Origin of the sequence: Rhodococcus sp. NPDC127593, from assembly GCF_042671975.1 — a bacterium.
Lineage (GTDB): Bacteria > Actinomycetota > Actinomycetes > Mycobacteriales > Mycobacteriaceae > Rhodococcus_F.
The window spans coordinates 1-14,041 of the sequence record NZ_JBHXWI010000095.1; the positions used below are offsets into that span (position 1 = coordinate 1).

Here is a 14,041-nt window from a genome sequence, read left to right on the forward strand (position 1 = left end):
GCTCGGGCGGATACTTCCTCGTTCCCATGATGTCCTTCCTCGGTCTCCACATAAAACCTGGTTCGGAAGTGTCCGGAGAAACGGGGGAGGCTCAGTTCCGCGGCCGCGGCCCATGGACCACGCCCGTGGTGCGCAACTTTTCCGGGTGTTGGTGACGATTCTGGGCAGATGGCGGTTGGTCGCGCTGTTTGGTGCTGCGGCCACTTTCCTCGGGGGGTATGTCAGCGTCTTCACCACCATCTCGCTGGTGGGCCCGCCGTCGGTTGCCGAAAACCCCGAGGCCTTGCAGGTGCTGCGCTTGATCACCGTGCCGGCGCTGCTCGTCATTCCATTTCTGGGTCGAGTGTTGCGGCGGTGGCGACCGGCCCGCCGGGGCGCGGCGGCGTTGGGTGTGGCGGCGATGTCCGTGGCCGCCGGATCGATGTCGTCGGACTCCCTGACGGCATTGTCGATCACGGTGCCGCTGCTCGTGGCGGCCGTCTCCGTCACGGCGTCGGCCATCGTCGAATCACTTCTAGCGCAAATACGTCCGGAAGAAACGGGCGGTGCAACGGCACTATACGGATCCTTCACCTTTCTCGGTGCCAGCGCCGGACCTGCCCTCGCCTCGGTGGTCAGCCCGTGGGGTTTCCGGATCGGCATGCTTGTCGCAGCCATCTGGCTCGCCATCGGGGCCGGCTTGATCCTCGCCTCTTCCGCGGGAACCGCGGCCCGCCGATCGATTCAACACAGCACCGAGGGTGCGGTGTCATCCCTACGGTAACGGGCTCACGGCAGGCTGGCATCAGCCGCGAGCGCGGCCAACAGGAAGTCGCGTGGAACGTCCGACGACAGCGGCGGCGGATCGGTAGGCGGACGGCCGTTGTCGACGATGTGCCGGAGGGTGTCCATGACGTGTACGCCCCCATCGGCGAGAAAACGCACCAACCCGGCCTTCGAGCATCGAACTACTACCCCGGTGAGCACATTTCGGGCCTCTGCGCTGCGGCCGGATGCGGCGAGGCAGCCGGCGAGCAGCCGGCGGGCTCGCAGTGCGGCCCGGTGGCGTTCGCTGTCCGCCAGGCGGTCCGCCCACTCTCCCGCCCACTGACATGCGAGGCCCGCATTCGCCGACGATCCGGTTCGCACCAACCGCCGGATTGCCGCCTCCTCCTCGTTCTGCGCGATCACCCCATCGAGACCGGACACCTGCTCCGCCCGTTCGGCGTAGGTGAGATCCGCAGGTTGTGAGACACCTGAGGACGGCAGGACAAGGTCCAGGCGCGCCGCTTCGTTGACGATGGCGCTGTAGAGCCTCGGCAGATGCATCTGCGTGGAGAATCGTGCTCCCTCGTCCAGTCGTTGGACCGCCGCCTGCCGGTCGCCCCGAAGCGCTTTGATCCGGGCTCCGACGACGTACCGGGCGATCTTCAAATCGACGGCGCCCGCGTGCGGTCCGAGATCGTATCCGTCGTCGATTAGCCGCTCGGCCTCGACAATCTCGCCCCTTTCGTACAGAACTTCACCGAGGAGCCCGCCAGCTAACCGAGCTGTGTAGGACCGACGTCCATCCACTTGCTGAGCGATCTTCATCGCGGTCCGGAAACTCGACTCCGCCAAGTTCACATCGAGTTGCTCGAAGGCGGCTATACCGACCCAGCAGTGTCCGTGCACCGAGTTGTACGGTCCGTTGTTCCGCTGGTGATACGTTGCGGCCCACTGCTGGAGGGCGTGGGCAGCGCGGTAGTCCGCCCGGCAGATCTTCGCGAACGTCGCGACGTTCGCCGCGACGGATACGACCCATGGCCTGAGGTCATCGGGGTGATCGAGACACTGACGCACCAAGTCGTCTATGCGAGAGGCTCGGTCGGCGCGCAATTCCACGACTGCTCTGATCACCGACGCTTCGGCAGCCAGCGCGGAGGACTCCGCGTCGTCGAGGTGGATGAGCGCTGCATCGACGCGGTCGAGTGCTTGCAGAGCGGGGTCGGGGTTGTAGAGCAGGATGTTTGACCACGCGGCGGCGAGCTGCAACCGCGGATTCGATATTGTGCTGTCGGTCGGCAGCTTGTCGACAAGTCCACGCAACGTCGACATCTGCGAGTGCTCGAGCAGATTCGTCCCGTCGCGTTCGACCAGTTCCACCGCACCGGCCGTATCACCGGCACGCAGTGAGTGATCGACCGCTTCGCTGAGGAAGTGGTGCTCGGCGAACCAGGTGGATGCGGATCGATGCAACTGCGTCGATCGCCCGGGAAAGTCGGTGTCGAGGCGGCCCCGCAGGAATTCGGCGAACATGTGGTGGTAACGGAACCAGTGTCCTTCGTCGTCGACTCGGCGCAGGAACAGGTCGCGCTCTTCGATCCGCTCGAGCATCGCCTGACCGCGGCGCACGTCGGTCAGGGTTGAAGCCAGGTCGGCGCAGATGCGGTCGGGGATGGCGGTGGCCAGCAGAAATGCGCGCGTGTCGGTGTCGATGGAGTCGAGGACGTTCTCGGCGAGGAAATCCCCGATCGCTTGGTGGCGGCCCGAGAGGTGGGCGATGAACTGGGTGGGGTCCGCGGAGGAGCGCAGGGAGATCGACGCCAGCTGTATGGCGGCGGCCCAGCCGTCGGTCGACCTCGCCAGGTTGGCGATGTCGACTGTTGCCAAATCCAGTCCCGACGTTTCGGTAAGGAAGTTTTGTGTTTCTTCTTCGTCGAATCGTAATGCTGCCGAATCGATCTCGACGAGTTCGTCGTGAACGCGCATCCGGCTCATCGGCAGTCCTGTTTTGGCGCGACTGGTCACGATGACCTGGATGTGGTGGCAACCGTTGTCCAGTAGGTACGTCAGAGTCGCCACACTCGAGGGATCCGAGACCCGATGCCAGTCGTCTATGACGAGGGCCAGGCGTTGGTCTTGGTCGTGCAGTGTGTTGATCAACGTTGTCAGCACGTGCGGGCACGCGTGGTCACCGTGCGCTTCGAAGGTGTCACGCAATTCGGTCGCCAAGTCCGGCAATGGAGTGGTGACGGCTTCGATGAGATGTGCGAGGAACCAGAGGGGATTGTTGTCGTCTCGGTCGATGGTCAACCATGCGGTGGCGATGTTCTCATCGGCGAGCCGGCGGAGCCACTGCGCCGCGGCGGTGCTCTTTCCGTAGCCGGTGGGTGCGTGGATCACGGTCAGGCGCCGCCGTCGATCGGTGTGGAGGGCCTGCATCAGGCGGGCACGGGTGACCAGGATTCGGCTCGGTGGTGGTGGTCGGAATCTGGTCGAGGGTGTGGGAGGTGCCGAGTACCGACCGGAGTGTGTCGGGGTCCGCAAGTGCGGTGCCGGGGATCGGAACCCGGACGCTGGTGACGTGTATTCCGGATCGGCACTCAATTCTGGCGCGATCCCCTCGGGTGCGCTTCGCTCGACGTTGTGGTGGGCGCGGCGTAACTGGTTTGCAAAGTCGGCAGCCGAGCGGGGACGGTTGCCGCGATCGCGGGCCATGGCGTGCTCGATCGTGGTGCGGAGCTCCTCGGGGATGCCTTCCTGCCAGTCGCGTAGCACGGGGCCGGTCGGACTGGTGACGCGCCGGAACTGGGCGATCAGAGGCTCTCCGCTGCGCCGCTCGAAGGCTGCGTGCCCGGTGAGCGCGCAGAACAGGGTCGCTCCGAGGCTATAGATATCGCTGGCCGGGCTGGGGGGATCCCCGAGCAGCACGTCGGGGTCGGTATAGGCGGGTGATCCGGTCACCACACCGGCCGTGGTCTCGAATCCGCCGGTAATGCGGGCGATGCCGAAATCTGTCAGCTGCGGCTCTCCGAAGGTGTCGATCAAGATGTTCGCGGGTTTGATGTCTCGGTGCAGGACGGATTGCTGGTGGGCCGCCTCGAGCGCGCCGGCCACCTCGATACCGAGGTGCAGGACACGGGTCCAGGGAATCGGACCCGACGCGATCAGTGCCTGGAGGGAGCCAGGCTCGTGGTAATGCATGACGAGGTACGGGCGGCCGGTGCTCGTCGTTCCGACACGATAGATCGTGACGATGTTGGGGTGCCCGCACAGGCGTCCCATTGCTTTCTGCTCACGGAGAAAGCGGGCCACACCTTCCGGGTCGTGATAGGTGGTGAGCACCTTCACCGCGACGACGCGATCGAGAGTCCGCTCATCGCAGCGGTACACCACCCCGAAGCCGCCCCGTCCGATCTCGCTGGCGCACTCGAATCCCTCCGCCGCCAGCTCCGCGGCGATCTCTGAAGTCTCGTCACGCTGTGTTGCCCCCGGATCGGTCTCGGCCATCTACAACCTCGAACCGGCACCTGGCGCCTTGAAACGGCTCATCACCCACCTCGCCTACTGAATCGAGGATAATCTGGTCGCCGACCGACCTGGCGCCGAACGCGGTCAATTGCACGCCCGATGACCGAAGTAGTGGCCGAGTAAGGTGTCAGGCAGAATTCGCAGCCTCGTCCGAGGCACTGCCCGTCCTCCCCCACCCCCCTATGCGGGTGGCCGCTTGCCATCGAATCGAGGGCCCTAACCATGTCAGCCTTCCACTCGAAAACAGATATCGCTCGCAGCGCCGCATCTCCCGAAGGCCGGCGACCTGCCATCGAGGCCTGTGTCGACCTCGACGCCGTCTCCCGGAACACGAGAGCACTGACCGCTCGGGCCGGGACGGCGCCGTTGATGGCGGTAGTCGAGGCTGACGCGTACGGCCACGGTGCGGTGCCGGTCGCGGCCACCGCCTTGGCGGCTGGAGCGCGGGAACTGGGGGTTCGGACGATCGCCGAAGGGTGCGCCCTTCACCGGGCCGGTATCGGCGCCCCAGTCCTGGCGTTCGCGCCCGTACAAGGGATCGGGGACGACTGTCTCGATGCGGGAATCCGAACCGGCATCGCAGTAACGGTTGAATCCGCCGATCAGGTGGCGGCCGTGACGGCGGCGGCACGGCGAGGAACAACTGCGACGGTCCAGGTAGCCGTCGACTGCGGTCGTTCCCCCCACCGGGTCCCGCACTGGGCAGATCTGCTCCGGTCGCTACGCGCCGCTCAATCGGAGGGGATAGTGCACGTTCGCGGCATCTACTCCTCGACCGGCGGCGACACGAATGCCGACGCTGTGATGGATCGACACCGCGACCGTTTTCTCGAATACTTACAGTCCGCACGCGCGGCCAGTGTGACCTTCGATTCCGCCCATCTCGCCGGCGCACACACGCTGAGGCGCAATGACTTGCACTTCGACCTGGTCCGCGCCGACCTCGGTCTGTACGGCGTCGCGCCGACGGGTTCTGCCCTCGAAGCGGAACTGGTTCCGGCCCTGACCTTGTCGGCGGAGGTGGCGCTGGTGAAGAAGATCGCGGCGGGCGACGGCGTGTCGTACGGGTTCCGGTGGGTGGCAGAGAGGGACTGTTCGATCGCACTGCTGCCTGTGGGGTACGCGGACGGGATTCCGCGTGCACTGGGTGGCCGTATGTCGGTGCTGCTGGGCGGCAGGTGGCGACCCCAGGTCGGGCGGGTGTGCATGGATCAAATACTGGTCTACCTCGGGACGAACAACGATGTCGCGGAGGGAGATCGCGCGGTGTTGTTCGGGGGAACTGTGGGCGGCACCGCGGGGGCACAAGAGTGGGCGCACGCGCTCGGGACGACACCGGATGAGATTCTCGGCGGGCTGCGTGGTCGGATCGAGTGGCGTTATGTCGGTGGCGCGCCGGGCACCCCCGGCGCATAGCTCCGCGGATGTGCTATCCGCGGAGCTATCCGCATCCACGGAACTATTCGTGGGTGCCGGTCAGTTGTCGTGACGCACCGAGTCGGGAATCCCGGTCGGTATCGGCCGGGAGCTGGTCGGCATCGTCGATCGCGCATGGTCTCCTGCTGAGCGCGATCGTCGAGACGGCCCCAGCCACGCTCCAGAGTGCGAGCCAGGTACAGATCAGCCAGGTGGAGTGTGTCCAGCTGTAGAACAGCGTCGCCATGAACGGGGCGGTGCCGCCGATGACGCTGACTGACAGCGCCTGACTCAACGCGACGCCGCTGAACCGGACATCGACACTGAATCGCTCCGCGAGGAAGGCCGGCTGCGGGGCTTGCAGTGCCGAGTGCACAACCGCCAGCATGAAGGTGATACCCAAGAACGCGGCCCAGCCCGACCCGGTGTTCATCAGCCCGAACAAGACGAAACCTCCGAACAGCGCGGTGACGCACCCGGTCAGAATAACGGCACGGCGGGAGAACCGATCACTCAGATGACCGGATACCGGCAGACTGATCAGATAGACGAGCGAGGCGGCGAGCAGCGCATTGAGCATCGTGGTGCGGCTGAGGTCCAAGACTGTGGTGCCGTAGGAGACGGCGTAGGTGGAAACCAGATAGAACAGTATCCCTCCAGGGGCGATAACGCCCGCAGCCAGAGCGACTTCCCGCCATTGATTGCGCAGCAGTGAACGCACCGGGGTGCTTTGCTGGGCCGATGCGGACTGCAGTGCGGTGAAGTCCGGAGTTTCCTCGACGCCGAGACGAATGAACATCGAGATGGCGAAGAGGACGCCGCTGAGCAGGAACGGGATCCTCCATCCCCAGGTGTCGAAAGCGTCGCCGGAAATGTGATCACTGACCGTGATGGCGATGGTCGACAACAGGAGTCCACCGGGCACCCCCATCTGGACGGTGCTGCCATACAGCCCGCGCCGGTGCGGAGGTGAATGCTCGACAAGCATCAGTGCCGCTCCACCCCACTCCCCGCCCATCGCGATGCCTTGCACGAATCGGAGGGTGACCAGCAGGAGCGGCGCAAACCAGCCGACTTGCTCGAATGTCGGCAACACGCCGATGAGAACCGTCGCGGTGCCCATCATCAACAGCGAGACCACGAGCGTCTTGCGCCGGCCGACCTTGTCACCCATTCCACCGAAGAGAACGCTGCCCAACGGCCTAGCCAGGAACCCGACCGCAAAGGTCGCGAAGGAGGCGAGGGTCCCCGCCAGCGGGCTGTATGACGGAAAGAACAGCGGTCCGAACACGAGGGCTGCGGCGGTCCCGTAGAGAAAGAAGTCGTAATATTCGAGGGCGGTGCCGGCGAATCCTGCTGCGGTAACCCGCAGCATCTTTGTGGTGGAGCGTTTTTTAGACACGCTCATGATGGTTCCTCCAGAGAAAACAGTAAACGTGAGGGATGGGCCACGGCGACGTGGTCCACGGTGGCTGGAGTCGAGCGACACTCATGCGGATAGCTCGCCGTCGATCACCAGTTCGGCGCGGCGCCGAATGACGAAGCCGTTCGACGGGAGAGCAGGTAGTCCACGGATGCTCAAGATCTGAACTGCTGGGTCTACCACCGCGGTAGGGCCTCTAGGAAAGTGGTCAGCGCCGTTGTCACGGCGTCGGGGTTCTCCTCGGTCACCAAGTGACCCGCGCCGGGGATTCGGGCGAAAGCCGATCCCGGTATCCGGGCATGCATCCGTTCGGCTGCGGCGACGTCGATGCCGTTGTCGTCCTCACCGTGCACGATGAGGGTCGGAATCTGTATCTCGGACAGTCGGGAAAGGCGTTCACTCTTGCCGATCCACGAGTTGTACTCGCCCCATACCGACCGCGACGATCTCGTCCGCCACTTGCGCACCCACCGATCGATCAAGTCGGGACGGTTCGCGATGGCCTTCGGGCCGAAGATGATCGGAACAAAGGTCTGTGCAAAGCTCGCGGAGATCGGCTCTTCGCTCTTCATGGGCCTGAACACTTCGGCGAACTGAGCCTTCTCCTCGCTGGTGTAGGCGTCTGCCATCGTGTCCATCAGGACCAGCCCGGCCAGCCGATCCGGGTACTTCAGGGCCAACTCGATCGCCATGAAACCGCCCACCGACATTCCCACCAGTACGAATCGGTCGACTCCTGCTCGGGCAGCGACCTCCAGACAATCGGTGACCAGGGAGTCGAGGTCGTATTCAGTGCCGTATTCCGACGTTCCAGCCCTGCTGGTGTAGGCGATGGTTCGGTAGCGATCGGCCAGAGCAGCGGTTTGCTCGGCGTACATGGTCCGGTCCAGGAGCGTGCCGTGGCTGAAGAGCACGGCTGGGCCGTGCCCATGGTCTGTGACGTCGAAATCGTTCATCGGCTCTTTCCTTCGGACCAGTGCGTCGTGTAGCTCGGCCGGAGGCCGGTGGGGAGAGTCGGGGAGAGGGCGTTCGACCACGGGGGCGCAAGGCTCCGGTTGGTTCCGTTTGCGCGGCAACGCATGTCAGTGCACCAGGTCTTCGAGGTTGGAGTTGAGTGCCTTCGGCCGGGGGACCATCCACAGGCCGATCAGCGCGATCAGCGGTAGAACGGCACCGAAGACGATGACCAACACATTCCAGCTGTAGATGGTCAGCAGAGGGGCGACGATGAGCGCGAGAGTCCCGTAGCTGGTCCACAACATGCCCGAACCCCATGCTCCGCCCGTGCCACGAATACGCGTGGGAAAGGCTTCCTGGAGAAAATTCGAGGACCCGCCCCAGAGACCGATGGTGATCAAGACGTACACGATGAACCAGGGCACGATCGTCGACGGTGTCGCCAGGTACACCATGAAGATTGCGCATACGGATCCGAGCACCCCGACGGCGGTGAGGGTGTAGTGGGCACCCTTGCCCCGTGTGACGAAACTGGCGGCGAGGATGGTGACGATCCCGAGCCAGTTTGCCCAGGTGATTGCCCGGTTGGCCTCGAGGAACGAAATGTCCTTACCCTGCAGGAAGCTCAGTCCGAAGTAGGACATGATGGCGTATTGGGGCACGATGAAGAGGAAGAACAGGGTCACCCCGATGGTGCGGCGACGCATATCGGCCGCCCACAGCTGGGAGAGTACACTTTTCTCCGTCTTGGCGACGTCGATGTGGAACCTGCTCGCCCCAGTTCGACGGGCATGCTGGAGATCCTGGAAGTGCGGTGTTTCCTTGATGACGAAGGAGACGGCGATACCGAAGGCCAAGGGGAGTATGCCGACGATCCAGAACACCGCCCGCCATCCCATGCTGGCGGCGATGTGTTCGGAGAAGAAGGCCGATGATCCGAATCCGATGGCCCACCCCACTGGTACGGTCCCGGTCATCCATCCGCGATGCTTCGCGGGTACCGATTCCGCAATGAGGACGGTAGCCAGTCCCCACGAGACATAACCGATGGTTGCAATCGACCGTAGAATTCCGAATGATGCTGTGTTCCAGGCGAATCCAGTAAGAATAGTGAACGCCGAGCAAATCGCGATAGCCGCTACGAAGAGCGGTTTACGTCCGAATCGGTCCGTCAATGGGCCGATGAGGAACATGGCGATGACACCGCAGGTGAAGAATCCGCCTGCATAGATGTATCCGACGGCACTGTCGGAGAAACCCAGGCTCTGTTGGACGAGGGGGTAACTGGTGGGGAAAATTGCGGCGTCGGCCGCGATGGTCGCATAGCCGAGCACCCCCAGCACCATGACAGCCCAGTGATAGGGCCGCAGCCGATCATCCGCGGCAAGAGTGGCGGTTGGTGGTCTTTCGCGCAAACCGTCGTCGTCAACGGCAATTTCTGTCATGGGGTCTCCTGGTGACGTCAAAGGGGCTCAAGGAGGAGCGAGATCGCGCAGTGGCGTGCGCCACATAGTTTGCGGGTTTTTGCATCACTTATCAAGTTTTGTGCCGTTTTCGGCAAGACATTCCCCGAAGCACTCTCTCAGAATGGCTTTTACCTGCGTCTATATGGGGAAAGGTCTTCCGAACGTGTCACCACGACATCGTTGAGGAAGGATAGATTTGATACATTCGAGGAGCGCCCGAGCATTGAAAGAGGAGCAAGTGTCGACAACCCTTCCCGATCGTGACCGCTGCCATTCGCGGAACGAGGCAGTTCTCGGCGCCTCCGGGTGGCTCGCTGTCCACCGTGCCGTGACGGCACTGCGATCAGATGGGCTGGATGACCGCGCGGCCCGTGGCGCAGCTCTCGACATCCTCGGCCAGCTGATCGCCGTTCCGTGCGACACCGATGACGGGGGCGCTGGAACGCGCGGCGCATCATTGAGCGGTCGAGAACGCGACGTGCTCGAGTGCCTGGTCGACGGCTCGTCCAACCGAGAAATCGGACAGCAGCTCTACATTGCCGAGAGCACCGTGCGCTTTCATGTGAGCCACATCCTGCGCAAGCTGGGCATGCGGACACGGGCGGAAGTCATTGCGCTCGTCTTGAACCAGCGGCGATTCGACTACCCGATTTACTGACAAGGCGGACGCCCGCCAGCGCCAGGGCCATTTCTTCTCGTCGTCGACGGGGAAGTCCGGTGATCCCGGCCACTGACTGGTCTTTCGCCTGCCGTTAGTCGTCGTCGGCGAGGATCCCATCGCGCTTGAGCTTGGCGATCACGTACTCCCCCTCGAACTGAACGTGTTCGCGCGATGCAGCGTCTGCCCCTGCCCCGTCCCCACGCTCCAAAGCGTCCAGCATCTTCTGGTGACTCCGATTGGCTTCGGGACTCGCACCGGGGGGTGCCTCGTATACGGCCCGTGGCAGGTTCTTGGCAAGCTGCCGCAGCACCGACAGTAGGCGCCGGCTGCCACCCGTTTGGTTGATGAGGGCGTGGAACTCCCAGTTCAGGTTGTGAAGAAGCTCAGGATCGTCGCTCTTCTGCATGAGTTCGTGCAGCTCATGCAGCCGTGCAAGCGTTGGCTGGGTGATCCGGGATGCGGCGCGGCGCGATGCGAGCCCCTGCACCATTCCGTAGATCCGGTAGTGATCGTCGATGTCCTCGCGCAGGATGGGAACGACGAAGGAACCACGATGCGGTTCGGAGTCGATCAATCCCTCGGCTTCGAGGGCGATGAGCGCTTCCCGAACCGGCAGGCGACTGACCCCGAGATCTTTGGCGATTTGGTCCTGGGGCACTCGCTGCCCCCTGATCAGAGACCCGTCGAAGATCATCGTCTTGATGTAGTCGACGACCTGACCACTCATGTTCCGCCGCAGAACCTGAGGACGAGCGTCCTCACGTCGGCCACCGTTCCGTGCAGCACTGCTCGGCACATCGATTCCGGCGTCGAACGCTGTCATATCGACTCCCCTTATTTGATCAATCATCAACACTGGCTAGTGTAGCGCGGTCCGCCGACACAGCGTTACGTCATAAGCCGACAGCTTCTCCCACTAACAGTGGCACCAGATAAATAGCCCTGAACAGCCTCTCTTCTGCCTATGTGCCGCCGAGGCGGCGGAAGGGCCGCGTGTCGGACGCGCTGGGCGGTTGGGCGGACTCGACTTGAAGCACCTCGATGACGTAACGTGAGTCACACCTGATGTATCACATATCCATTGAGAGGCACGATGACAATCACCGCATCGACTGATCACCTTCTGTCCTCCGCTGTCGTCGAGCGTCTGAAAACCGCTCCGCACGTTTTCATCGACGGCGAACGACGCTCAGCGCTCAGCGGCGAGGAGATACCCGTCTTCGACCCGGCAACCGGCCGCCAGATCGCGGTTACGGCCTCCGGAGGAGTGGACGATGTCGCCGCCGCGGTCGATGCCGCCCGGCGCGCGTTCACCGAGTCCGCCCCGTGGCGGCAGATGAGTCCACTGGACCGCGGACGCATCCTTCATCGCATCGGCGATCTGATCTACCAGCACGCCGACGACTTCGCCCAGCTCGAGGTCCTCGATGCGGGGAAGGTTCTCGGCGCAGCACGAAACATCGATGTCGAGTTCGCCGCGCGGGCGTTCCACTACTACGCCGGCTGGCCCACCAAGATCGTCGGTTCGACCGTCCCGGTGTCTCATCCCAACATTCACCTACGCACCGAACGCGAACCGGTCGGAGTGGTGGGCGCGATCACCGCGTGGAACTTCCCACTTCTGCTGTGCGGTTGGAAGATCGGTCCCGCCTTGGCGTCCGGGTGCACGATGGTCCTCAAGCCTTCCGAGGAAACACCCCTGTCGGCGCTGTGGCTGGCGGAGCTGGCCATCGAGGCCGGACTGCCTCCCGGCGTGCTCAACGTCGTGCCGGGCACAGGCGGCACCGCTGGTCAAGCACTGGTCGCCCATCCGGGGGTCAATAAGCTCACATTCACCGGTTCGACGAAGGTCGGCAAGCGCATCGCCCGTCAAGCCGCAGACGACGTCAAACGGGTAACCCTGGAACTGGGCGGCAAGTCCGCCAACATCATCCTCCCCGACGCCGATGTAGAGGAGGCGGTGACCGGTTCTGCGGGTGGCATCTTCTGGCACTCCGGCCAGACCTGCAGTGCCCCATCCCGTTTGTTCGTTCATAAGGACATTCACGACGAGGTAATCGAACAGCTCACCTCGATCGCAGGGCAGTTGAGGATTGGACACGGAATCGACGAGGGCGTCGACTTCGGGCCCCTCGCCAACGGTGCGCAACTCGAGCGCGTCCAGGGATACGTCCAACGTGCAAAGGACGAGGGCGCCACGGTCTATCAGCCCGCGCAGGTTCCCGCCGATCTGACCGGACACTTCTACCCCCCGACGATCATCGCCAACGTGACCGACGACATGGAATGTGTCCGCGAGGAGATCTTTGGTCCGGTCCTCGTGGTTCTTGCCTTCGACCACATCGACGAGGTCATCGAACGAGCAAATGCCAGCGACTACGGCTTGGCCGCGGGTATCTGGACGAAGAACGTGAACACCGTCCAGACGATGACACGCCGACTGCAGGCCGGGACCGTCTACGTCAACGGCTGGGGTTTGACCGATCCAGCAGCTCCCTTCGGTGGGTACCACCAGTCCGGCTACGGCCGTGACCTGGGCCCTGACAGCCTCGACGGATATCTGGAAACCAAGTCCGTCTGGACCATGCACAGCTGAAACCCCCTCGAACGATCGGAAGAACAATGAAGACACGCGCTGCCGTACTGACCGCACCCCACGCCCCCTTCGAGATCGTGGAGCTGGACATCGACGATCCCGGCCCCGGGGAGGTCATGTTGCGGATGTCTGCGGCCGGACTGTGCCATTCGGATCTGCACATGATGGACGGCGATCTAGCCGTGCGCTATCCGATGGTGGGCGGACACGAAGCAGCGGGCATCGTCGAGAAGATCGGCCCCGGGGTGAAGAAGGTCGTGGTCGGTGACCATGTGGTCTGCAGCTTCACACCGAGTTGCGGCATCTGCCGGTACTGCTCGACCGGACGCCAGAACCTCTGCGATGCCGGATCCACAATTCTCGAAGGCAGCATGCCGGACGGCACTTTCCGGCTGCACAAGGACGGCACCGACTACAGTGCCTTCTGCATGCTCGGGGCCTTCTCCGAATTCGCCACCGTGTCTGAGTACTCGGTCGTGAAGGTCGACGACTGGCTTCCACTCGACAGCGCGGTGCTCGTCGGGTGCGGCGTCCCGACCGGATGGGGCACCGCAGTCAACGCCGGCAACGTTCGCCCCGGAGACACCACCGTCATTTACGGGATCGGCGGACTGGGCACCAACGCGGTCCAGGGTGCGGTGCACGCCGGAGCGAAGTACGTCGTGTGCGTCGATCCGGTCGAATTCAAGCGGGACACCGCGCTCAAATTCGGAGCGACCCATGTCTTCTCCAGCGGCGAGGAAGCACAGGAAAAGGTCACCGAACTCACCTGGGGCCAGGGCGCCGACCAGGCCCTCGTGCTCATCGGCACCATGGACGAGGAAACCATTACGGCGGCATTCAAGGTGATCGGAAAGGGCTCGACAGTGGTGGTCACGGGCGTGTCCAACGCCGCCAACCTCACTGTCCACGTGTCAGGCCAGGAAATGGTGTTCATGGAGAAGACCATCAAGGGCACTCTGTTCGGTTCGTCGAACCCGCAGTACGACATCGTCCGGCTGCTGCGACTCTATGATGCAGGTCAGCTCAAGCTCGACGAGCTCATCACCACCCGCTACAAGCTCGACGAGATCAACCAGGGCTATCAGGACTTGCGGGACGGAAAGAACATCCGCGGAATCATCGACTTCTCACTCTGAGCGCCAGCCAGCACTTCGGCGGCCTTCCGGGCTCCTCTAGCCCGGGAGGCGCCTTGGCATGCCCGCGCATCCGGTAAACCCGGTAAACCCCACTCTGCCGCGCGCCGATCC

Annotated in this window: 10 protein-coding genes; 5 read left to right on the forward strand and 5 right to left on the reverse strand. The window is 63.6% G+C overall.

Going from position 1 to position 14,041, the window contains the following annotated elements; translation table 11 throughout:
• The first annotated feature begins 145 nt into the window (after window positions 1–145).
• Window positions 146–763, forward strand: coding sequence for a hypothetical protein (locus ACFVJ3_RS45470; RefSeq protein ID WP_378458320.1), 618 nt, complete (start codon window positions 146–148; stop codon window positions 761–763).
• A gap of 5 nt (window positions 764–768) precedes the next feature.
• On the opposite strand, the gene ACFVJ3_RS45475 is transcribed toward ACFVJ3_RS45470, so the two are convergent.
• The gene (locus ACFVJ3_RS45475; RefSeq protein ID WP_378458321.1) at window positions 769–4,251 is read right to left on the reverse strand and encodes a protein kinase; all 3,483 of its coding nucleotides are present in this window, start codon (window positions 4,249–4,251) and stop codon (window positions 769–771) included.
• Between the two features lie 243 nt (window positions 4,252–4,494).
• Here ACFVJ3_RS45475 and alr point away from each other — a divergent pair, with 243 nt between their 5' ends.
• Window positions 4,495–5,688, forward strand: coding sequence for an alanine racemase (alr, locus tag ACFVJ3_RS45480; RefSeq protein WP_378458322.1), 1,194 nt, complete (start codon window positions 4,495–4,497; stop codon window positions 5,686–5,688).
• Window positions 5,689–5,731: 43 nt separating this feature from the next.
• On the opposite strand, the gene ACFVJ3_RS45485 is transcribed toward alr, so the two are convergent.
• From ACFVJ3_RS45485 to ACFVJ3_RS45495, 3 genes are all read right to left on the reverse strand, one after another.
• Window positions 5,732–7,096, reverse strand: coding sequence for an MFS transporter (locus ACFVJ3_RS45485; RefSeq protein ID WP_378458323.1), 1,365 nt, complete (start codon window positions 7,094–7,096; stop codon window positions 5,732–5,734).
• Between the two features lie 191 nt (window positions 7,097–7,287).
• Entirely contained in the window at window positions 7,288–8,067 is a 780-nt protein-coding gene (locus ACFVJ3_RS45490) for an alpha/beta fold hydrolase (RefSeq protein WP_378458324.1), read from the reverse strand.
• Between the two features lie 126 nt (window positions 8,068–8,193).
• Window positions 8,194–9,513, reverse strand: a complete 1,320-nt coding sequence (locus ACFVJ3_RS45495) for an MFS transporter (RefSeq protein ID WP_378458325.1) — start codon at window positions 9,511–9,513, stop codon at window positions 8,194–8,196.
• Between the two features lie 349 nt (window positions 9,514–9,862).
• On the opposite strand from ACFVJ3_RS45495, the gene ACFVJ3_RS45500 reads away from it, so the two are divergent.
• Entirely contained in the window at window positions 9,863–10,192 is a 330-nt protein-coding gene (locus ACFVJ3_RS45500; protein ID WP_378458326.1) for a LuxR C-terminal-related transcriptional regulator, read from the forward strand.
• Between the two features lie 94 nt (window positions 10,193–10,286).
• Here the strand turns inward: ACFVJ3_RS45500 and ACFVJ3_RS45505 are convergent, their stop codons facing one another.
• The gene (locus tag ACFVJ3_RS45505; RefSeq protein ID WP_378458327.1) at window positions 10,287–11,045 is read right to left on the reverse strand and encodes a GntR family transcriptional regulator; all 759 of its coding nucleotides are present in this window, start codon (window positions 11,043–11,045) and stop codon (window positions 10,287–10,289) included.
• Between the two features lie 243 nt (window positions 11,046–11,288).
• Between ACFVJ3_RS45505 and ACFVJ3_RS45510 the strand changes: the two genes are divergently transcribed.
• Window positions 11,289–12,791 carry an aldehyde dehydrogenase family protein gene (locus ACFVJ3_RS45510; RefSeq protein ID WP_378458328.1) on the forward strand — a complete coding sequence of 501 codons (1,503 nt, stop codon included), beginning with the start codon at window positions 11,289–11,291 and terminating at the stop codon, window positions 12,789–12,791.
• Window positions 12,792–12,817: 26 nt separating this feature from the next.
• On the forward strand, window positions 12,818–13,930 hold the full coding sequence (locus ACFVJ3_RS45515; protein WP_378458329.1) for an NDMA-dependent alcohol dehydrogenase: 1,113 nt from the start codon (window positions 12,818–12,820) through the stop codon (window positions 13,928–13,930).
• The last annotated feature ends 111 nt before the right edge of the window (window positions 13,931–14,041 follow it).

Bases quoted from the DNA above. Each gene is read 5' to 3' on its own strand.
- ACFVJ3_RS45505 (WP_378458327.1), bottom strand. From the start codon at position 11,045: ATGATTGATCAAATAAGGGGAGTCGATATGACAGCGTTCGACGCCGGA.
- ACFVJ3_RS45485 (WP_378458323.1), bottom strand. From the start codon at position 7,096: ATGAGCGTGTCTAAAAAACGCTCCACCACAAAGATGCTGCGGGTTACC.
- ACFVJ3_RS45515 (WP_378458329.1), top strand. From the start codon at position 12,818: ATGAAGACACGCGCTGCCGTACTGACCGCACCCCACGCCCCCTTCGAG.
- ACFVJ3_RS45495 (WP_378458325.1), bottom strand. From the start codon at position 9,513: ATGACAGAAATTGCCGTTGACGACGACGGTTTGCGCGAAAGACCACCA.
- ACFVJ3_RS45490 (WP_378458324.1), bottom strand. From the start codon at position 8,067: ATGAACGATTTCGACGTCACAGACCATGGGCACGGCCCAGCCGTGCTC.
- alr (WP_378458322.1), top strand. From the start codon at position 4,495: ATGTCAGCCTTCCACTCGAAAACAGATATCGCTCGCAGCGCCGCATCT.
- ACFVJ3_RS45475 (WP_378458321.1), bottom strand. From the start codon at position 4,251: ATGGCCGAGACCGATCCGGGGGCAACACAGCGTGACGAGACTTCAGAG.
- ACFVJ3_RS45510 (WP_378458328.1), top strand. From the start codon at position 11,289: ATGACAATCACCGCATCGACTGATCACCTTCTGTCCTCCGCTGTCGTC.